This window comes from Streptomyces globisporus, assembly GCF_003501885.1.
In the GTDB taxonomy this organism is placed as follows: Bacteria; Actinomycetota; Actinomycetes; order Streptomycetales; family Streptomycetaceae; genus Streptomyces; species Streptomyces globisporus_D.
Genome location: NZ_QWFA01000034.1, coordinates 16,717 through 36,075, shown reverse-complemented (window position 1 = coordinate 36,075; position 19,359 = coordinate 16,717). Strand labels below are relative to the sequence as shown.

Below are 19,359 nucleotides of genomic sequence, written 5' to 3'. Positions count from 1 at the left end.
GTGTGGGGCCGGGTGGGCGGGCAGGGGGCCTGGTCCGTATCGTCGGCGGCGGCCGCGCCACGAGCGGCGGTGCCGCCGGGGCGTCACGCGTGGCGGCCGTCGCCCAGCGTGGCGACGAGTGCGGCGAGCAGGGCGACCCGCTCGGGTACGGATGCCGTGTCGAGCCATTCCTCGGGAGTGTGGTCGGACCCTCCGACGGGGCCGAGGCCATCGAGGACGGGCACTCCGACGCCGGCGATGATGTTGGCGTCTCCCACCCCGCCCGTCGCGGCCGCCCCCAGGACGAGGCCGAGTTCCTCGCCCAGGGACCGGGCCAGCGCCATCATGCGGTGCGTGACCTCGGTGTCCTCCATGGGAGGGCACAGGTCGAGCTGCTCCACCACCACCGAGGTGCCGGCCACTGCGGGCCGGGCGGCGGCCTCCTCGATGGCGGCCCGCGCCCGTGTCATCCCGGCTGTGGTGGCCGAGCGGATCTCGACGCGCAGCTCCGCCTCGGGGCAGACGATGTTGGTACGCGTACCGGCCCGTACCACGCCCACGTTGACGGTGACGTCCTCCCACAGGCCATTGAGCGCCTGGAGGGCGACGACGAGGTGGGCGGCGGTGAGGGCGGCGTTCGCGCCGCGCTCGGGTTCGATGCCGGAGTGGGCGGCGCGGCCAGTGACCGTGAGGAGGAAGTCGGCGACCCCCTTGCGGGCGATGACCAGGTCACCGTTCTCCCGTGCACACTCCAGGGCGAGCGCGAAGTGCGCTCCCCGGGCGGTTCGTTCGGTGACGGGGCGGCTGGCCGGGGAGCCGATCTCCTCGTCGGGGGTGGCGAGGAAGACGATCTCGGCGTACTCCTCGACGTCTGCCTCGGCGAGGATGTCCAGAGCGGTGAGCCCGGCGAGCAGGCCGCCCTTGTCGTCGCTGACGCCGGGGCCGTGCGCGAGTCGGCCCCGGAGGGAGAAGGGGCGGGTGGCGGCGGTGCCGTCCGCGAAGACGGTGTCCATGTGGGCGGCGAGCAGGATGCGCCGCCCGCCGTCACGGGCGGCGAGCCGGCCGGTCCTGCGGCCGATCAGGACGTCCCCGGTGCGCTCCCCGCTCGCTTTGCCGGGAGCGACCCGTTCGACGGCGAAGCCGAGGGCGGACAGCCGGGCGGCGGTCCAGTCGGCGACCAGGTTCACCCCTGCGGGGCTGTAGGAGCCGGAGTCGATCGCCACGAGTCCGGCCAGGTCGGCGAGAAAGCGGTCGAGGCGGGCCCGTGCGAGGGGCAGCAGATCCTGGGCACGGGGACGCTGTCGGGTGGGCGCGGTCACAGGACCTTGGACAGGAAGGCGCGGGTGCGCTCCTGCTCCGGATCGACGAGCACGTGCCGGGGGTCGCCGGCTTCGACCACCACGCCGTCGTCCATGAAGACCGCCGTGTCGCCGACCTCGCGGGCGAACCCGATCTCGTGGGTGACGACGACCATGGTCATGCCGTCGGCGGCCAGCTGCCGCATGACGTCCAGGACGTCGCCGACGAGCTCGGGGTCGAGCGCCGAGGTGGGCTCGTCGAACAGCATCAGCTTCGGCTTCATGGCCAGAGCGCGGGCGATGGCGACGCGCTGCTGCTGCCCGCCGGAGAGCTGTGCCGGGTAGTGCCCGGCCCGGTCCGCCAGCCCGACCTTCTCCAGCAACTGCCGGGCCTCGGCACGGGCCTCGACGGTGCTCGTGCCGCTGACGCGGACGGGCGCTTCCATGACGTTCTGTTCGGCGGTCAGGTGGGGGAAGAGGTTGAACCGCTGGAAGACCATGCCGATGTCACGGCGGTGCGCGGCTATCTCCTTCTCCCGCAGTTCGTGGAGCCGGGCCCCGCGCCGCCGGTAGCCGACGAGTTCTCCCTCGACGGCGAGAGTGCCGCCGTCGATCTTCTCCAGATGGTTGATGCACCGCAGGAAAGTGGACTTGCCCGAGCCCGAGGGGCCGAGCAGGCAGCACACCTGCCCGCGTTCGACGGTGAGGTCGATGCCCTTGAGGACCTCGAGCTTCCCGAAGTGCTTGCGCACGCCGTGGGCGTGCACCATGGGCGTGGTCAACGGCCCTCTTCCTTTCCGGTCTTCGGCGCGGACGCGCGGGTGAACCCGGTGAACATCCGTCGCAACGGGGAGGTGTGGCCCCCGTGTGCGGTGCCCCGGCCGTAGCGGCGCTCCAGCCAGGCCTGCGGGAAGCTCAGGAGGCTCACCAGTGCCAGGTACCAGAGCGAAGCGACCACGAGCATGGGGATGACCTGGTAGTTCTGCGCGTACACCTCCTGGATGTTCGACATCAGGTCGTGCGCGGCGATGACGGAGACCAGCGCGGTCATCTTCAGCATGTTGATCGTCTCGTTGCCCATCGGGGGGATGATCACCCGCATGGCTTGGGGGAGAACGATCCTGCGCATCGTCAGCGCGGGCCGCATGCCGAGTGAGTGCGCTGCCTCGGCCTGCCCGCTGTCGACGGACTGGATCCCGGCCCGGACGATCTCCGAGGCGTACGCCGCCTCGTTGAGCCCCAGCGCCAGCAGAGCTGCGACGGCCGGGGTGAGCAGGGAGTTCGTGTCGGCCTGGAAGAAGGTGATGTCGGTGAAGGGGATACCGATGAGCACGTTCTTGTACAGGGCCCCCGCGTACCCCCAGAAGATGATCTGGACGAGGAGCGGGGTCCCGCGGAAGGCCCAGACGAACAGTGAGGAGAGGCCGTAGAGGACGGGGTTGGACGACAGGCGCATGACCGCGATGACGGTGCCCAGGGTAAGCCCGAGGGCCATCGCCGCGACGGTCAGCCACAGGGTGGTGGCCAGCCCGTCGAAGATCAGGTCGGCGAAGAGGTAGTCGCCGATGATGTCCCAGCGGAGATTGGCGTTGGTGGCCAGCGAACCGACCAGTCCCGCCAGGGCGAGTACCGCGGCGAGGGCGGCGACCCAGCGGCCGTAGTGGCGTACGGGGACGACGGTCAGGTCCTGTTCGGCCGGGGCGGTCCGGAGATCGAGTGTGGTGGTCATCTCAGTCGACCGCTGCGTTCCGGGTGACTTCCTTGACCGCGATCGAGGCGACACCGTACTTCTCGAAGATCTTGGTGGCGGTGCCGTCGTCTATCAGGGACTGCAGCGCCTTCTGGATCGCGTCCGTCAACTCGGGCAGCTTCTTGGAGACGGCGATGCCGTTGGGGGAGGCGTTGTAGCCGCCGGTGGCGGCCGGGTCGTCGACGACCTCGAAGGCCTGGCCTCCGTCTGCGGTCTTGGCCGTCCAGCCGGCCGCCGGCTTGGTCAGCACCTGGGCGACAACCTTGTTGGCGCGCAGGGCGAGCTGGGCGTCGGAGTCCTTGGGGAAGGTCTGGATGGCGATCTTGGTGCCACCCGCCTTCCCGCACTCCTTCTGGTGATCCTTGAGGAGGTCCAGCTGGTTGGTGGCGGCCTGCACGGCGACCTTCTTGCCGCACAGATCGTCAAGCGTGGTGATCTTCTCGGGGTTCCCCTTGACGACCATGATCCCGGAGCCGGAGACGGAGTAGTCGACGAAGTCGACGACCGCCTGCCGCTCCTTGTTGTCCGTCATCGCGGACATGGCCACGTCGAACTTTCCTGCCTGTATGGCGGGCACGATGCCGTCGAACTTCTGCGGGGTGAAGGCGAACGTCACGCCGAGCCGGGCGCCGATCGCCTGACCGAGGTCGTAGTCCAAGCCGGTGAGCTCCTTCTCCCCCTCCGTCACGAACATCTCGAAGGGCGCGTAGGGCACGTCCGTGGCAACCCGTACGGTGCCGGACTTCTTGACCGCGTCGGGCAGTGCTTCGTGCAGCTTCGCGTCCTTTCTCACGGTCACCCCCGCGACCTCCAGCGACGCCGGACCCTTGGCTGCGGCGACCCCGTCGCCGCCCTCTCCGCAGCCCGCGAGCGCCAGCAGGACGGTGGTGGTCAACGCGGCGGCGGTCACAGCACGACCGGAGACGTGGGCGTACTTCATATCGTTCCCTCCTGGGGGATGTCCGGCCGGCGGTGGCTTCCTCGCTCGGCCCGCCCCAGAAATTACACATCGCGGCTTCGTCTGTATAGATGTAACGAGCGTTACTTGCCTGTGATGCGCCGCCGCACCCCCGTGAAACATGTCGCAGGGACGCTGTGTGGGCAGTCCGGCTCCTGTATTTGTCCGAGGTGGCCCGGTCTGCGCGATCCTCGCTGCGTTACATCTGGCGCACGATGCTCGGAATCTGTACGTTCCATCACCACCGACTTCACGTCGGCCTCACTCCTCCGCTCCGTCCCCGGGAGAACTCCGTGTTCCGTATCCCCCTACGGCTGGTGACCTGCCTGGCCGCCTCCCTGGCGCTGCTGGCCCCCACCCTCGTCACGGCCGAATCCGCCCACGCGGCTGCCAAGCGCATCCGACTGGGCAACTCCGCCGATGCCAGCCGCGGAAGCTGGTCCGGCCCGGCGTACACGATGAACGGCTCAGGCGCGGTCGTCCCGGCGACCATGACCCGAGCCATCGACGCGATCCGCGGCGGTACGGGCACCCTCGACGTCGTGGTCATAGCCGCCTCCGCCCCCGGCTCCGGCAGCAAGACCCCCGAGTGTGACACCGTCATGGGCCTCGCCGGCGTCAACTCCTGCACCACCTGGACGCTGACCACTCGCAACGACGGCAACAACAGCGCGGCCAACAGCGACATCCGCAACGCCGAGTTCGTCTACTTCGCCGGCGGTGACCAGTGCGACTACGCCGACTGGAAAGGCACCGCGCTCCAGAACTCCGTGAAGTCCGTCGTCGCCAAGGGAGGCGGCTCCGGCGGCGGCAGCGCGGGCCACCACATCAACAGCGCCGTCGTCTACGACGCCTGCGGCGGCAGCGTCACTTCCGACGAGGCGCTCTACGACCCCTACGACCCGGCGATCACTTTCACCACCGGCATGTTCTCCTGGCCGAACTACGCGGGCACCGTCAACGACTCGCACTTCGTCTCCCGCGACCGTATGGGTCGCACCATGGCCTTCGTCGCCCGAGCCATCGAGGACGGCCTCACCACGGGCGGAGCCGCGTGGGGTGTCGGCGTGGACGACGGCGGCTCCCTCTTCATCGACAAGAACGGCCTGGCCACGGCAGCCGGAGCCGACACCTTCGTCGTCCTGGGCGACCACCGTCCCGAGCAGGCCGACCCCGACCGTTACCTCACCTACGACGACTACAAGATCTGGCGGCTGCGCCCCGGCGGAACCTACGACTTCAAGAACCGTCCCACCTGCGGCTACTACCTGCGCAGCGTCGTCGACGGCATTCCGGACCGCGACCTCTACAACGGAACGCCGGTCACCAACTGCGGCTGAAGTCCGAGCAGCACCTTCACCCCGCCCGGCGCAGCGTCAGCATCGTGCTTGCGCAGTCGCCGGGCGGGAGCTCGGCGGGGATGCCGTACGCGGCCAGCGATACCTGGCCCCCCCCAATGATCTTGAGGTACGAAGCGTCGGACCGCGCTACGTACACCCGAGGAGCCACCGCGAGAGCTCGGTGACATCTGTGGTCGGCCATGTCCTGGCCCACCGGAAAGCCTCCTGCTCGCCTCTTGGCCCGCCGCACTCGCCGATGTCCCAGGGCGTGCGGAACGCCGGCCCGAGTCGGCCCGGCGACCCGACCTGCGACCTGTGACCTGCCCGAGCCGTTATCACGCTCGCTGGAGCTCTGCACAACGCTGATGGTCTGTTGAAGCTCTTATAGAACATCTTCAACGGAAGTGAAACCGCGATGGCGGCCCTGGCGGAAACCCTCGCACAGACTCCATTCAAGGAGTCCCGTAGAAGGGAACTTTCATGACTCCTCGGCCCATCGCGGCAGCGTTCGTCCTGGCCACCGCCACGGTCATCGGAGCGACTGCGGCCGCCCCCGCAGTGGCGGCGCCCGCTGCCGCCAAGGACGACCAGGCCACCGTCTCTGTCTTCCACGCCGTACCCGGTCTGAAGGTCGACGTCTTCGCCAACGGCAAGGAGTTGCTGCCCGACTTCGAGCCCGGCACTCTGACCGACCCGCTCAAGCTCGACGCCGGCAGCTACGACATCAAGGTCTTCAAGGACGGTGAGGGCCCCGACGGCACGCCCGCCATCGAGAAGAAGGTCGATGTGCCCGCCGGAGCCAACGCCACGCTCGTCGCCCACCTGACCGCTGACGGCAAGCCTGCCCTGAACGCCTTCGTCAACGACCTGTCCAAGGTGCCCGCGGGCAAGGCGCGACTGGCCGTCCGCCATGTCGCCGCCGCTCCGGCCGTCGACGTGCGAGCCGGAGGCACCCCGGTCTTCGAAGGCCTGGTGAACCCCAAGGAGGTCAAGGGAGAGGTCGACGCCGGCACCGTGAAGGCCGACGTGACCCTGGCCGGCACCGACACGGTCGCCATCGGCCCCGCCGACCTCGACCTGGCCGAGGGAACCAACACCGTCGTCTACGCGTGGGGCAGCGCCGACGACAAGAACCTCGCGCTCAAGACGCAGACGTTCAAGGACCTTCACTCCGCCCCGCACGGAGTCCCGGCAGGCGAGACGGGCGAGAACGCGGTGAACAGCACCGGACTCCCCGGCTGGTCCTTGGCGCTCGGCGGCCTGGCTCTCGCGGGTGCGGTCGTCGGCGGACGCCGGCTGTTCGACTCGCAGCGCTGAACTGCGCCGCCACCCGGCGGGACGGACGCGCGCCTGACCGCTCCGTCCCGCTGCCCTCCCTCTTCGTCCCTTTCCGAAGCAGAGGTCTTCGTCGATGAAGCACCGTTCCCCACGTAAACGCTGGGGGTTCCTCGCCGCAGCCCTCACTGTCCTGTTGATGCTCGTCGTCTTCGCGACAGAGCGGCTCACCGACGACGACGGTCCGGCGGACTTCGGGGCTCCGCTCGCCCCCCGGCCCACCATGACGAGCGGGGGGCCGTCGGGCTCCACGCCGCAGCCCTCCACGCCGGGTGCCGAGCCGTCCTCGAGTCCATCGAGGCCGGTGAACGCCTCGCCGCGCTCACTGGTGATCCCGCGCCTGGGTGTGGAAGCGCCCGTCGATGCCGTCGGGGTGGCCCCCGACGGCGAGGCAGAGGTCCCCGACGACGCCCGCCGAGTGGGCTGGTACCGCTTCGGTCCGGCCCCCGGCGCCGCCGAAGGGTCCTCCGTGATCGTCGGCCACGTCGACTCGCAGACCCAGGGCCTGGGTGTGCTGGCCGAGCTCAGCGACGTCGAGCAGAACGACCGTGTCGAGGTGCGTGCCGCGGACGGGGCCACTCGCGTGTACCGGATCGCTTCCCGCGAGACGGTGCCCAAGGAAGAACTCGCGGATTCCGGGGTCTTCCGAAGGGACGGCCCGCCCGTCCTCACCTTGATCACCTGCACGGGACCGTACCTGAAGGACCGAGGCGGATATCAGGACAACCTGGTGGTCACTGCCGTACCGGAATCGAGCTGACGATGTCCTGGGGTGGACCTCGGGTTCTTGCTACTAGTCTGTACGGCGTGCCGACGACGGATGAGGATATTGCCAAGGGGTTCGCTCTGGGCGATGAAGCGTGTCTGGCCGCGGCCTATCGCCGATGGGGCTCCCTCGTCTACAGCGCGGCCAGCCGCGCGCTGGGGGACTCGGAGGAGGCGAAGGACGTGGCGCAGCAGGTCTTCATCGGAGCCTGGCGCGGGAGGGCGGGGTTCCGGCCGGAGCGGGGCACGCTTCCCGGCTGGCTGATGGGTATCACGCGCTTCAAGATCGCCGACGCTCTGGATCAGCGGTCGCGCCGCCGGCGTGACCTGGAGGCGGTGTCCGCCGCCAAGGCCGAGGACACCCTGGTGGCCGAGGCCACCCCGAACGCGGTCGTCGATCAACTCCTGGTGCGGGAGTGTCTCGCCGATCTCTCCGATGCCCAGCGTCAGGTGCTGGAGATGACCTTTTTCGACGATCTGACTCAGATGCAGATCGCCGAGCGCACCGGACTTCCCCTGGGCACGGTGAAGACGCATGCACGGCGTGGACTCATCGCGCTGAAGCGCAAGATGGAGGAGGTGGACGGTGCCGCACAGTGATCTGGACGAGTTGGCGATGCTCGCCTTGGGCGACGTACCGCCGCCTTCCGTCGCGGCTCATGTACTCGACTGCACCGAGTGTGCGGCGGAGCTGGCCGACCTGCGCCGGGTGCTCGATACCGGTCGATCGACTGGTGAGCCACTGGAACTCGTGGAGCCGCCGCCGGAGGTGTGGTCGGGCATCTGCGCTGAACTGGGGTTGTCTTCCCAGGGAGCGGACTCGCCCACCCTCGATGAGGATTCCCCGGCGAACGGTTCGCGGCCGAGCTCGCGGGAAGATGTCAGTATCGTCGCGGACGGCAGGGCCGGAGGCGACGGAAGCAGACGCAGTCGGTGGCGCTCCGCTCTCGCGCTGGCGGCGGCCGCCGCGCTTCTCGGCGCCGCAGCGGGCAGCGGTCTCACTTGGTGGGCGGTGGATCGCCAGGAGCCGTCCACCGTCGCCGGAACGAGCAGGGCCCTCGACCCCTTGCTGCCGAGCGCGCTCGGCTCCGCACGGATGGGGGACGCGGCGGGGCAGCGGAAGCTTGACATCAAGGTCAAGGGTCTGCCGAAGACCACAGGCTACTTCGAGGTCTGGCTCATGGACCGCAGCCACAAGAAACTCATCTCCATGGGTGTCCTGGGTGCTGACGGCCATGCCGTCCTGCCCGTGCCGGACAACGTCGACCTGGTCGAGTACCCGATCGTCGACGTATCGGTACAGGAGTTCAACGGCAGTCCCGAGCACTCGGGCAACAGCGTGGTCCGCGGAGCCTTCGCCTCGACCTGATTCCAGGGGTCTCATCCTTGCTCCGGAGCCAGGGCGGTTCGGGCCCGCGGCCACGCCGCAGGCCCGAACCGGCCTCAGGGAGTGCTGGTGCCGTCCCCTCGTACAAGCGGGTGTCGGCGTTCCGGGCCGGACTGTTCCACCGAGTCCGTGGCCGACGCCATGGCGATACGGCGTTTGAGAGCCGCCTCCCGAGCGGCCTCGCGCGGGTGCCGCCTGCGCCAGTAGGGATTGTCGTGCGACAGCTTGCTGGAAACCCGCCCGTACATGCCGAACGTCAGAATCAGCAGCCCCATGACGAAGCTGAAAATGACGTTCGTCATACCGAAGTCGAGGAAGTTGGCCGACCTGTCCAGAACGAACAGATGATAGAAGCCGCTCAGGATGAAGAGCGCTCCGACCGTCATGTTCAACGTGGAGGCGAAGTTTCCGCCCACTGCGGCCCCGGCGAGCAGGGCCAGGCCGACGACGACGGAGACCCAACTGAGAGCGATGTTGGTCGTCATGCCCGCGATGCGGTCGCCCGACGTGTTGAAGGGGCTCAAAGCGTCCGCGAAGCCCAGGCATCCGAAGGCGAGCAGAACGCACCCGCACAAAGCGGCTCCCACCCGGTACACCTTGACCAGATGGTGATCGATGGGGAGTTCGTCACTGAGTTTCATCGCGCTCCCACCCATCGAGGTACAGCGGACGAGAAACTAGATGCGTGTTGTTGCTCCCCGACCATCACGAACACCATGCCTTTGATTTCGAACGTGAGCACCAGTACCCCTTGCCTCTGTGGCGGACGGAACTATCCGTGACTTCGCGGAGATCCATGATTCGGATGCAGGTGGAAGGTGTTGAACACGCAGAATTCGTCCGATCGGGCGGGCCGCCGTGCTTCCGGAGCCAGGCACCACGACCGCGCCGCTCACGGGGGAGCGGTGAGGGGACAATTCGTGATCTCTGATGGCGGATAGGGCGCCGAAGTCGCCTTGCGAGAGGAGAGACAGGTACTTGTGACAGACGCCGACATCGTCGTTGTCGGGGCGGGGGCCGCTGGGCTGTCGCTCGCCCACCGGCTCACGTCCCCGCCCGCCCACCTCGGTGAGGCTCCTCGAGGGAGACATCGACCGCGAAGCCGTCCTCATGGTCTGGCGATGATCCGTGTGACGTGTCGAGGACTTTCAGGTCGACGAACGAGTACGGGTGGAACCAGGCGCCGTGCCACGGATCGAGCCGGGCGGCGACGATATCCTCCGGCTCACAGGTGCCCACGGTTGTGCAGACGGCGGCGACGGAACCCATGAGCTCGGGTCGCGCCGGCAGTACGGTCCGGTCAAGGGGCGCTTCCCCGCCGGTGGCGTCCAGACGGACCCAGACCAGCACGCCGTCGTCGTACACCGGATAGGGCGTCCACCCGGCGAACGCATCGCCCTGTAGAGCCAGTCCATGCCAGTGACAGACCAGAGTCCCGCACACCACCGGGCTGTCCCGCAGCGGAGCGCCCAGGTGCGGGCAGCTACCGTGGCCCGCCTTGAGACGGCCTTCCGTGTCTCTCCGGACGACGACATCGGTTCCCGCGAGGCTCCGGCCGACGGGCGTCTGCCCTCCGATCTCCCGGCTCGCCCCGATCACGTACCAGTTCCCGCAGGGCAGCGCGTTCGCCCGCGTGAGAGCCCCCGCGATGGTCGCCGGTTTCGCCTCCCGCCAGGTGGCTGCTTGCGGTGCCACGCAACCGGCTTCCGCAGACGCAGCGGAACACGGTCGCGCAGGCTGCGGCGGCGTTCCGGCCGACTGGATCCGCCGCCGTTGTCCGGTCCCGTCATCTCGGGATCTCTCCTCATAAGGTCGCTGTACGCAGCCCGCGAGGCCGGTTCGCCCCTCGCGTCGGAACGAACCCCGAAGCGTCACGGGTGAGGCGGCAGCCGAGGCAGATCCTTCTCCTGCCGCAGTGCGGACTGCTGGTGAAGCAACGGCTCTCCCCTCGGGGCGGCCGGGGCAGTGTCGCGCAGGCCCCCCGGATGGCCGCCGCCTGCGCGTTGGGCCGTTGCCATCCGGATCGCCCCCGCCAGGGCGACGAACGCCCTGCGCCGCCGCGGCACCACCGAACGACGGTGTACGACCTGGAAGCCGTCCGCCTCGATCGCCCCCAGGATGCCGCGGTACAGCGTGAACGCCGTTCGCATGCAGGGCCGAGTGACCGGATCGAGCATGTCCAGCCCTGGTTCCGCCTGCCGGTAGACATCGTGCGTCAGTGCCACGACGTCCAGGACGGCCGCCCGGATCCGTGGGTCGTCCCGTCCGCTTCTGCGGCTCCACAGCAGAAGTTCGCGGTCCACCCCGTGGGCTGCCAGAAGGTCGGCGGGCAGGTAGACCCGTCCCCGGTCGAGATCCTCGCCGACATCCCGGAGAAAATTGGTGAGTTGGAAAGCGACACCCAGGGCCGCCGCATGCGGTGCTGCTTCCTCACTGGGCGTCACGGTCCCGAGCACCGGCAGCATCTGCAGACCGATCACCGCGGCCGAGCCGTGCATGTACCTGGCGAGATGCTCGTACGTGGGGTAGTCGGTGACGTCGAGGTCGCTCAGCATCGAGGCCATGAAGTCGACGAAGTAGCTGTGGTCGATGTCGTACCGCACGGCTGTGTGAACCAGCGCCTGAACCACCGGCTCCTCGCTCCTGCCGGTGCGCAGACCGGTGTCCAGGCGGTCCCGCAGCGTGTGCAGGGCCGTGTCCCGCTGGGCTCGCGTGGCGTTGCTGCTGAGATCGTCCACGATGTCGTCGGCCCAGCGGGCGAACCCGTACAGGGCGTGAACGGCCGGCCTGCGGGAGATCGGCAGCAGGCGAGTGGCGAGGAAGTAGGTCTTGCCGTGCCGCGCGTTGAGTCGCCGGCAGTGCGTGTACGCCGCGCGCAGTGCGGGCTCCTCGATGCCGGCAGCGTCGAGCTCTCGTCGCGTCATGAGTTCACCGCCGTGGTGGAGGCTGTCCGGCCAAAGGGGCCGCTGCGTCGCGCCGCGGACGTCCCACGTGGTGCGCCGGCACGCCCGGTGACGCGGGACGCCGCGAGTTTCCCGGAGATCAGCACGGTGGGCACCCCGACGCCGGGTGTGGTGCCGCAGCCCGCGATGACCGCGTTGTCGATTCCGCGCAGCAGGTTGCGTGGCCGGAAGGGGCCGGTCTGGGCGAAGGTGTGTGCGGCCGAGAAAGGTGTACCCGCCGCATGCCCCTGGGCCGTCCAGTCGGCCGGAGTGACGAGGCACTCTTCCTCGATCGACGCGCCGAGGCCGTCCAGGCCACGGCGTTCCAGCTCGGTGACGAGGCTGTCGCGGTAGCGCGGCGACAGGTCCTGCCACTCGCGCACCCCGGGGCCGATGTCCGTGTTGGGGCACGGAGCCAGGATGTAGTGGAGGTGTTTGCCCTCGGGAGCCAGCGAGGAGTCATGCGTCGTGGGCCGGGTGATCAGGAGCGAGGGGTCGCTCATCACGCGCCCATCGACGGTCAGCTCCCGGAACGTGGTCTTCCAGGCCGCGCCGAAGGAGATGGTGTGGTGGGCCAGCTGAGGCCAGGTCCGGTCCGTGCCGGCGTGCAGGATCACGGCGGACGGAGAATGCTGAAGTCTCACCGCTCGTCGGGGAGCTCGCTCCAGCAGCCGGTAGACGACGGGAAGATCCGGGGTGAGGACCACGGCGTCGCACGGGATGCGCTCACCTTGCGCCGTCACCACGGCGGTGATCCGGCTGCCGCTGTGTTCGAGGCGCTCGACCTCGGTACTCCAGCGGAAATCCGCTCCCGCCCGCGCAGCCGATTCGGCCATCCCGCGAGGGAGAGCGTGCATCCCGCCACGAGGGAAGTACACGCCCGCCACGGTGTCCATGTAGGCGATCACCGCATAAGCGGCCAGCGCACGTTCGGGGGCCACGCCCGCGTACAGGGCCTGGAAGGAGAAGACCCGTCGCAGGCGCTCGTCCGAGAGGAACCGACCGATCTGGGGATCCAGCCGTCCGAAGGCGCGCAGGCGTGCCAGCCGTGCCAGGTCGGGGTGCATCAACTGTAGGGGCGAGTCGAAGTTGGTATCGATGAAGCGCCGCATCTGCGCTGCGTACAAGTCGGTGAGCCAGGATCGCAGACGCCGGTATCCCGCCGCCTCACGGTCGCCCGCGAAGCGGCGGATCTCCTCTTCCATGGCGTCTGCGGAGGTGTGTACATCCAGCTGGGCTCCGTCTGCGAATTGCGCCCGGTAGGCGGGACGCAGTTCCAGCAGCTCGACCCGGTCGGCCAGACGGTCGCCGACGGCGGCGAAGGCTTCGTCGGCGATTTCGGGCATGGTCATCACGGTGGGTCCACTGTCGACGCGGAACCCGCCCATGTCGAAGCGTCCTGCGCGTCCGCCCGGTGACGCCTCGCGTTCGATGACCGTGACACGCCGTTGGGCGCCCAGAAGATGCAGGGTGGCAGAGAGACCTGCCAGACCTGCCCCGACGACGACCACATGATCAGTCGGTCCCGGTACTGATTTCACCTGATTCTCTTTCCTGGGGAGGGGGCTTTCGTTGTCTCGCAGCAGGTGCTGGAGGGCCGCTACCGGACCACGTCGCTGTCAGGGACCCGGTAGGCGAGGGGGATCCCGACGACTGACCCGATCAGAGCGGAGAGCCGCCCGTGCACAGACGCAGAAAGGGCGGCCCTCAACAGATGTTCCTGACTGTCCGACACGAGGCGATCGATCTCCCTCTCTGTCGCCCTGCGTGCTCCCGTGTGTTCCAGGGTTCGGAGCAGCTCGTCCAGCCCGGCACCGGAAAGAGAGGGATCGCCAAGTGATCGGTTCAGCACGTGCCGGGCGGAGGCGTCCCCGGCCTCTTCCGACAACGTCCGCGCCACCGCGGTCAGGTAGGTGAGTTTCCCGGCGCGAACGTCCTCTCCAGAGGGCTTTCCGGTGACCGACGAGTCGCCGAAGACGCTCAGCAGGTCGTCGTACAGCTGAAAGGCGATACCTGCGCTGCGGCCCGCGGAGCAGAGAGCGGACGTTGTCCGGCCGTCGGCTCCGGCGAGCGCCGCGCCGAGAGCCAGGGGTCGCTCTACCGTGTAGAGAGCCGTTTTCAGACAGGCGATGCGCAAAGCCCGATCCGTAGTGGATGAGCCGTCCGCTTGGGCGCGCATGTCCAGATACTGGCCTGCGACCATCTCACCGCGCATCGCACGCCACAGCCTCTGAACGTGCTCGCGGTTCGCTGATCCGGTCAGGATGTCGGCGACAAGATCGTCCGCCCAGGCCAGGGCCAGGTCGCCGGCCAGGATCGCCGCTGCCCGCCCGTGAGCGTTGTGGTCTCCCCGCATCCCGGACCGTACGTGGTTGTCGGCGAACTCGACGTGGAGCGCCGGCGACCCGCGGCGCAGCGACGACCCGTCCATCACATCGTCGTGGATGAGCGCGCAGGTCTGGATCAACTCCAAAGCGGCTCCGAGCCGGAGGGCGGACTCGGCGCCCTTCCCGATCGGGGAGCCGCCACCCGCACGCCAGCCCCACCAGGCGAATCGTGCCCGCATGCGTTTGCCGCCGCGCAGCGCGAAGAGCCGCACTCGCTCAGCGACCTCCCGCGAGAACAACGGGTCGACAGTCCGGGCGTCGCGTACGCGCTGCCCGGTGTAGACATCCAGCATGTGCTCCACGGATCTCGCCGTGTCGGTGTCATGGTCCGGCGCGTGCTCGGCTGACTGCCTGCCGGGCGACCCGGCGACTCCCGGGCCGTGGCCCTTCCTCTCCTTCTCACTTTGATCCTCGTGAGACGCGGAGCGGGATGCTTCGGCCGCCGGCGCCCGTTGGACGTGTTCGTCGTGAGTCGTATACGGCGAGGCTGGAGCCCGCACAGCACGACGGCGTGACATGCCTTCACCTCTCATCGGAATAGCACTTGCTCACCAGGGGCCGGAAGCCCGATGCGGCGTCGATCGGAATGGGAAGAGCCCTGATGGAGTCCTCGCGCTGTCTGTGTAGACCCCAGAAACGATGAGGAACCCAGAAACGATCTTCCTCGGGGCCATGCACCGCTGCCAGTTGGGCGAGGGGGGCACGCCGCCCGGGGAGGCTCGCTTCGCCGTACGCACTTGCCGCCTCGGCGCCGTCCCGGCTGGAGTCGGCGCAGCCGTTCGCGGACACGTGTCCGACCATCCGGGGGACCGCGAAGTCTCCTCGCAGAGGGCGTATGTTGTTCGACTCGCTAAATTCTTAATCGTTGAAACAATGACATGGAGATCGAGGACGAGGGGGCTGGGGAGGGCACCTGGCGCCGGGTCCGGAATCTCGGGGGTGCATCCAAGGAGACCTCCACGGCTGAACACCGCGTGTCGTAGTCCACTGAGCAAGGAGTGATCGTGTCCGTTTCGTCTTTGATCCGGCGCGCCGCGGTTGTTGCTGTCAGCTCCGTTCTGACGCTCGCCGGCGCCGCCGGCGCCAGCGACGTATATGTACGATTTTGATCCTCAGGCCTCTCGGTGTCAAGTGGGGTACGCGATGACGCAGGAACACGACGACGGCGCCGGTGGGCCGGCCCGCCGAGCCGGGGACAAAGGGCGGTACGGGCGCCTCAGTAGGGAGCGAGTACTCCTCGCTGCCTTGGAAGTTGTGGACCGTGACGGCCTGGCGGGCCTCAGCATGCGCAAACTCGGTGCGGAACTCGGCGTCGAGGCCATGGCGCTGTACAGGTACGCCCCCAGCAAGGACGCACTGCTGGACGGCCTGGTCGAGGAGTTCTGTCTGCAAGTTGACCTGGAACTCGGGCGGGACCTGGACGACCTTGACGGCGCGGCCGAGTCGAAGCGCCGGCCGACGGAACCTCCCGGCTGGCAGCCCGGCCTCCACCGCATCGCGCGCGCCACCTACGGGGTCGCCCTGCGCCACCCGCATGTGGTGCCGCTCCTGGCCACACGCCTGCTGGCCACCCCGCTGGCTCGCAGGCCCCTCCCTGTTCTGCGGAGCGACGAACGCGTCCTGGCCCTGCTGCATGCGTACGGATTCCCCGAGCCGGAAGCCATCCGTATCCACAGAAGGTTCACGGCATGGCTGCTCGGATTCATCCTTGTCGAACTGCGGGCCATGGACGACGATCCCGAAGAGCCTGACCCGGCCTTTCGGGTGGGTCTCCACCGGATTCCCGTCGGTGAACTGCCTCGGCTGCGGGCGACAGCTCTCGGTCTCGTCGACCGGGGCGGGCCGGACGAGCTGGCTGCCGGCCTGGACGCCCTGCTGGGCGGAGAGTCCGACTGACTCAACGTCACCATCACCGAAATCGTCGCGGATCCCACCACATGTCCATGATCAACGATCAAGTCCTCGCCGTCTCACCGCCGACCATGCACGAGCTCGTTGGGCCGGCCTCTCCTCGGATAACGTGCCGATTGTCTTGAGCAGGTGTTGTCGTACCGAACCTGAGACCGGTGTCTTCGCTGGTCAGGCGTGGGTTCGGTGTTCCCGTGGGAGGGGTGGCCTGTCGTGTCATCGTTCCTGGGGAGGCTGTGGATGCCGTCGGTCGTGTGGTTGTTCGAGCAGCGGGAGCTGGGTGCTCGCCGTCGTGTGGACGAGCTGCGGGAGGAGGCCGACCGCGTCCAGGCCGAGCCGGCCGTGGCCGAGCGGGAAGGGAAGGAGCGGGCCATCGCCCGCTCACGGGTCGGCGAGGTTCTGGGTCCGGTGGATGAGACCGCAGATCACGCCCGGACCGAACGGGTGATGCCGGCGCAGGGGCCGGCAGAGGAGGCATCGTCGGTGTCGACGGCAGCGAAGCCGAAGGCGCAGGTGCCGGTGTGGCGCGAGGGGCTGGTGTGGGAGAGGGAGAACTGTGCGGCGAAGGCGGCGGGGAGGTCCGCGTCGTTCGCGGAGCGTCGGATGACCCCGCCGCCGGGGGTGAGCACGGCGGAGGAGGCGGCGCCGATCGCAGCCCAGGCCGCCAGTGCCGCGGCCCAGGTCCCGGTGCTCGGTGTCCGGGCGGTCAGTACGGCGACGGCGGCCAGGATCAGGGAAAGGGCGAAGGCGGCCAGGAGCATGACGGTCCGGTCGTTGAAGCGGCGCAGCAGGCGGGGCAGGGCCAGTGCGGTGAGGATGGAGCCCGCGCCGTAGGCGGCCAGGGCGAGGGAGACGGCGCCGGCGGGGCGGTCGAAGTGGTCGCGGACGATCACGACGGTGTTGACGAAGACGATCGCTCCCGCGGTGGCGACCGCGAGGTCGAGGGCGAGGAGGGCCCGCAGGCCGGGAGTGATCCAGAACAGGCGGGTCCCGAAGGCCGCCTTGGCGTAGGTGCCGCCGATGCGATCCGCGCCGTCGGCCGACCGACTGTGAGCGGCTCCGAGGTGTGATTGTCGCGTTTGCTCGCTGAGTTCGGAGGTGCCCGCGCTCCTCCGGACCAGGCGTGCGCGAGTGGAGATGATCCTGCACGGCACGCCCCACATGCGATCGAGCGTTTCTGAGGTCTGTGCCGTGGCCTCTCGGACATGGCCACTGCGAGGGAATCGGTGTTGCAGAGTGACGTATGTCGTTGAGTCGGCGGCTCGGGCGGGGGTGGCGTGGTCAACGGTTCGGTGGGCGGGCGGCTGAGGCTTGGTGGGTGTCCGCGCCGGAGCTGACGTGGCGGTGTACTTCTTGTGGGCCGTGCCAGTCCAGGCACACCACGGTGGCGTCGTCTTCGAGGCGGCCGCCTGCGGCGTCGCGTACGGCGGAGGTCAGCATCAGGGTGGTCTCGCGTGGGTGCAGGCTGCGGGTCTGCCGTAGCAGGGCAGCTACGTCGATCTTCTCTCCGTGGCGTTCGAGCATGCCGTCCGTCAGCATGAGGAGCCGGTCTCCCGGGCGCAGGTCCAGGGTTTGGACGCGGTAGGGGCGGGGCGAGACGACGGCCAGCCCGAAAGGCTGGTCGACCTGGCAGGGGATGGTTTCCACCATGCCTGCACGCATGCGCATGGGCCAGGGATGGCCGGCGTTGACGAGCTCGGCCTTTCCGGTGTGGAGGTTGATGCGCAGCAGTTGTCCGGTGGCGTGGCCCTGTCCGTGGCTGGTCAGGGCCTGGTCGCCCTGGCGGGCCTGTTCGGCGAGGGGGGCTCCGGCGCGGCGGGCTCTGCGCAGGGCGCCCACCAGGACGGTGGCCGCCAGGGCTGCGCCGAGGTCATGGCCCATGGGGTCGGTCACCGACAGGTGCAGGGTGTCGCGGTCCAGTGCGTAGTCGAACGTGTCGCCGCTGAGGTCCTCGGAGGGCTCCAGGCTCCCGCTCAGGGTGAACTGCGCGGCCTCGCAGGACAGGGCCTGTGGAAGCAGCTGATACTGGATCTCCGCTGCCAGGGTCGGGGGTCTGGAGCGTTTGCCCCAGGTGTAGAAGTCGGTGAAGCGCCCGTTGGCGATCACGACGTAGGCCAGCGCGTGAGCGGCTTCCCCGACAGCGAGCACAACCTCTTCCTCGTCGCTCCTGCCGGCCGGCAGGAGCAGTTCGAGCAGACCGATCGCGTCCCCCCGGTTGGTCACGGGAACTATTACCCGCTGTTCTTGTCCGGCGGGCTCGTGATGCGGCCGCTGGGTGCGGATCACCTGCTCGTAGACGCTCCCCCCGAACAGAGGGATCCGCTCCGTTTCGTCGTCACTGCCCGCGGCAGTCGTGGTGGAGAGCCGCGCGAGCGCTCTACCGGTCAGATCCACAATCAGGAACGAGACCTTCGTAGCCGCGAACCGCCTGCGCAGATCTTCTGCGACCACGGCCACGGCCTCAACCGGAGCCGCCGTCTCCGCCGCCGTCAGCAGTCGGGACAGGTCGCTCGAGCCACGGCTCATGGCAGCGGTTCCCTTCTCTGGATGTTTGGGCCCGTTGCGCCCCGCCGCCCAGTCGCCCCCCTCGTACCTGCCTTGCGCTCCACGGTGGTCGACAGCGAGCAGCCCGGCACGGGCCCGCCCGCTCTCGGCCCATTGCGTGACAGTCCTGCATCCACCTGTTCAGTCTGAACCTCAATCGGCCCTTTGTCCGGATGAGGGACCGGGTCGGCCGGAGGCATGGCGCCATCGGGTGAGGAAGGCGCCGACCGCCACCTCGATGGGGTCGGGGCGGACGATGTCACCGAACTCGGTGGCGCTTCTTCCGCACCACCCCGAGCAGGGCGGTGTCCACGGGTGATGTTCGTCGCCGACACCCTGCAGTCGGACGCGCATGGTCCGCCCTGGATGCTGCGGAATCGCATTCTCAGTCCGCGTCGCAATACGGATAGTCCGGGTTGCTGCCTCAACGGAGGTTGGTGGATACGAACCGGGTCAATCCAGACCACCGGGTTCGTCTGAGCTTCCTCGGCTGAACAAGATCGTTCAGCTGGGGCGTGCCGCCGATTCTCCGTATAACGCGCGCTCGAACGGAGAAGACCTGCGCGGTACGGACCTCAACGCGATCGAACGACCCTACGACGGATGTGGCAAGTGCCCTGCTCGGAGTGCGGCGACTGTCGCGCGTGAAGCTGGCGACGTCTTCGCCTGAGCGCCGGCGCGAGAACGTGCTCACGGCTTCCGCCGTCGGGGGCCCACATCATCGGCTGGGCGGACGACTGGGAGGTCTTCGCCGGCCGGCCTGTAC

Annotated in this window: 16 protein-coding genes and 2 pseudogenes; 7 read left to right on the top strand and 11 right to left on the bottom strand. The window is 68.7% G+C overall.

The annotated features are described in order from the left end of the window. Positions 1–83: 83 nt before the first annotated feature. Genes D3105_RS08470 through D3105_RS08455 form a run of 4 tightly spaced genes read right to left on the bottom strand, consistent with a single transcriptional unit; the run spans position 84 to position 3,967 of the window. Positions 84–1,298 carry a M20 family metallopeptidase gene (locus tag D3105_RS08470; protein ID WP_118901690.1) on the bottom strand — a complete coding sequence of 405 codons (1,215 nt, stop codon included), beginning with the start codon at positions 1,296–1,298 and terminating at the stop codon, positions 84–86. Next, a complete protein-coding gene (locus D3105_RS08465) occupies positions 1,295–2,047 on the bottom strand; it encodes an amino acid ABC transporter ATP-binding protein (RefSeq protein WP_118901687.1) in 753 nt (250 codons plus the stop codon). The genes D3105_RS08470 and D3105_RS08465 overlap by 4 nt, the downstream gene beginning before the upstream one ends. Before the next feature lie 8 nt (positions 2,048–2,055). Further along, complete coding sequence (locus D3105_RS08460) at positions 2,056–3,006, bottom strand: amino acid ABC transporter permease (protein WP_118901683.1); 951 nt, start codon at positions 3,004–3,006, stop codon at positions 2,056–2,058. 1 nt (position 3,007) lies between these two features. After that, a complete protein-coding gene (locus D3105_RS08455) occupies positions 3,008–3,967 on the bottom strand; it encodes an ABC transporter substrate-binding protein (protein ID WP_118901680.1) in 960 nt (319 codons plus the stop codon). 311 nt (positions 3,968–4,278) lie between these two features. Between D3105_RS08455 and D3105_RS08450 the strand changes: the two genes are divergently transcribed. The 5 genes from D3105_RS08450 to D3105_RS08425 all read left to right on the top strand — a co-directional run bounded on the left by D3105_RS08450 (position 4,279) and on the right by D3105_RS08425 (position 8,794). Further along, on the top strand, positions 4,279–5,325 hold the full coding sequence (locus D3105_RS08450; RefSeq protein ID WP_206272690.1) for a hypothetical protein: 1,047 nt from the start codon (positions 4,279–4,281) through the stop codon (positions 5,323–5,325). A 480-nt stretch (positions 5,326–5,805) separates the two neighbouring features. After that, positions 5,806–6,642, top strand: a complete 837-nt coding sequence (locus D3105_RS08440; RefSeq protein WP_118901675.1) for a DUF4397 domain-containing protein — start codon at positions 5,806–5,808, stop codon at positions 6,640–6,642. Between the two features lie 94 nt (positions 6,643–6,736). Then, positions 6,737–7,420 carry a class F sortase gene (locus D3105_RS08435; protein WP_240646845.1) on the top strand — a complete coding sequence of 228 codons (684 nt, stop codon included), beginning with the start codon at positions 6,737–6,739 and terminating at the stop codon, positions 7,418–7,420. A gap of 47 nt (positions 7,421–7,467) precedes the next feature. Further along, on the top strand, positions 7,468–8,025 hold the full coding sequence (locus D3105_RS08430) for a sigma-70 family RNA polymerase sigma factor (RefSeq protein ID WP_225994710.1): 558 nt from the start codon (positions 7,468–7,470) through the stop codon (positions 8,023–8,025). Further along, complete coding sequence (locus tag D3105_RS08425; protein ID WP_118901666.1) at positions 8,012–8,794, top strand: anti-sigma factor; 783 nt, start codon at positions 8,012–8,014, stop codon at positions 8,792–8,794. Before D3105_RS08430 ends, D3105_RS08425 begins: the two co-directional genes overlap by 14 nt. Positions 8,795–8,868: 74 nt before the next feature. On the opposite strand, the gene D3105_RS08420 is transcribed toward D3105_RS08425, so the two are convergent. The 5 genes and pseudogenes from D3105_RS08420 to D3105_RS08395 all read right to left on the bottom strand — a co-directional run bounded on the left by D3105_RS08420 (position 8,869) and on the right by D3105_RS08395 (position 14,434). Next, a complete protein-coding gene (locus D3105_RS08420; RefSeq protein ID WP_118901663.1) occupies positions 8,869–9,453 on the bottom strand; it encodes a DUF4383 domain-containing protein in 585 nt (194 codons plus the stop codon). A gap of 436 nt (positions 9,454–9,889) precedes the next feature. Then, a pseudogene (locus D3105_RS08410) lies at positions 9,890–10,602 on the bottom strand (DUF5914 domain-containing protein); the annotation flags it as partial. Between the two features lie 81 nt (positions 10,603–10,683). Next, positions 10,684–11,736 (bottom strand): phytoene/squalene synthase family protein, encoded by a 1,053-nt coding sequence (locus D3105_RS08405; protein WP_118901660.1) that lies wholly within the window; start codon positions 11,734–11,736, stop codon positions 10,684–10,686. After that, entirely contained in the window at positions 11,733–13,295 is a 1,563-nt protein-coding gene (locus tag D3105_RS08400; protein ID WP_118901657.1) for a phytoene desaturase, read from the bottom strand. The genes D3105_RS08405 and D3105_RS08400 overlap by 4 nt, the downstream gene beginning before the upstream one ends. A 59-nt stretch (positions 13,296–13,354) precedes the next feature. Then, a complete protein-coding gene (locus D3105_RS08395) occupies positions 13,355–14,434 on the bottom strand; it encodes a polyprenyl synthetase family protein (protein WP_118901654.1) in 1,080 nt (359 codons plus the stop codon). A gap of 850 nt (positions 14,435–15,284) precedes the next feature. Between D3105_RS08395 and D3105_RS08390 the strand changes: the two genes are divergently transcribed. Together D3105_RS08390 and D3105_RS35240 are read left to right on the top strand one after the other, a co-directional pair. After that, positions 15,285–16,037, top strand: coding sequence for a TetR/AcrR family transcriptional regulator (locus tag D3105_RS08390; RefSeq protein WP_118901699.1), 753 nt, complete (start codon positions 15,285–15,287; stop codon positions 16,035–16,037). A 252-nt stretch (positions 16,038–16,289) separates the two neighbouring features. Continuing rightward, positions 16,290–16,592 (top strand): annotated as a pseudogene (locus D3105_RS35240) (hypothetical protein); the annotation flags it as partial. Here D3105_RS35240 and D3105_RS34510 read toward each other — a convergent pair. Together D3105_RS34510 and D3105_RS08380 are read right to left on the bottom strand one after the other, a co-directional pair. Beyond that, on the bottom strand, positions 16,475–17,203 hold the full coding sequence (locus D3105_RS34510; RefSeq protein WP_165890985.1) for a hypothetical protein: 729 nt from the start codon (positions 17,201–17,203) through the stop codon (positions 16,475–16,477). The pseudogene D3105_RS35240 and the gene D3105_RS34510 overlap by 118 nt on opposite strands. Positions 17,204–17,330: 127 nt before the next feature. After that, entirely contained in the window at positions 17,331–18,575 is a 1,245-nt protein-coding gene (locus tag D3105_RS08380) for a PP2C family protein-serine/threonine phosphatase (protein ID WP_118901651.1), read from the bottom strand. Positions 18,576–19,359 lie beyond the last annotated feature (784 nt).

Coding starts and splice junctions, on each gene's coding strand:
- D3105_RS08465 (WP_118901687.1), bottom strand. CDS start 2,047: ATGGTGCACGCCCACGGCGTGCGCAAGCACTTCGGGAAGCTCGAGGTC.
- D3105_RS08460 (WP_118901683.1), bottom strand. CDS start 3,006: ATGACCACCACACTCGATCTCCGGACCGCCCCGGCCGAACAGGACCTG.
- D3105_RS08455 (WP_118901680.1), bottom strand. CDS start 3,967: ATGAAGTACGCCCACGTCTCCGGTCGTGCTGTGACCGCCGCCGCGTTG.
- D3105_RS08440 (WP_118901675.1), top strand. CDS start 5,806: ATGACTCCTCGGCCCATCGCGGCAGCGTTCGTCCTGGCCACCGCCACG.
- D3105_RS08435 (WP_240646845.1), top strand. CDS start 6,737: ATGAAGCACCGTTCCCCACGTAAACGCTGGGGGTTCCTCGCCGCAGCC.
- D3105_RS08420 (WP_118901663.1), bottom strand. CDS start 9,453: ATGAAACTCAGTGACGAACTCCCCATCGATCACCATCTGGTCAAGGTG.
- D3105_RS08405 (WP_118901660.1), bottom strand. CDS start 11,736: ATGACGCGACGAGAGCTCGACGCTGCCGGCATCGAGGAGCCCGCACTG.
- D3105_RS08395 (WP_118901654.1), bottom strand. CDS start 14,434: ATGCTGGATGTCTACACCGGGCAGCGCGTACGCGACGCCCGGACTGTC.
- D3105_RS08390 (WP_118901699.1), top strand. CDS start 15,285: ATGACGCAGGAACACGACGACGGCGCCGGTGGGCCGGCCCGCCGAGCC.
- D3105_RS08380 (WP_118901651.1), bottom strand. CDS start 18,575: ATGAGCCGTGGCTCGAGCGACCTGTCCCGACTGCTGACGGCGGCGGAG.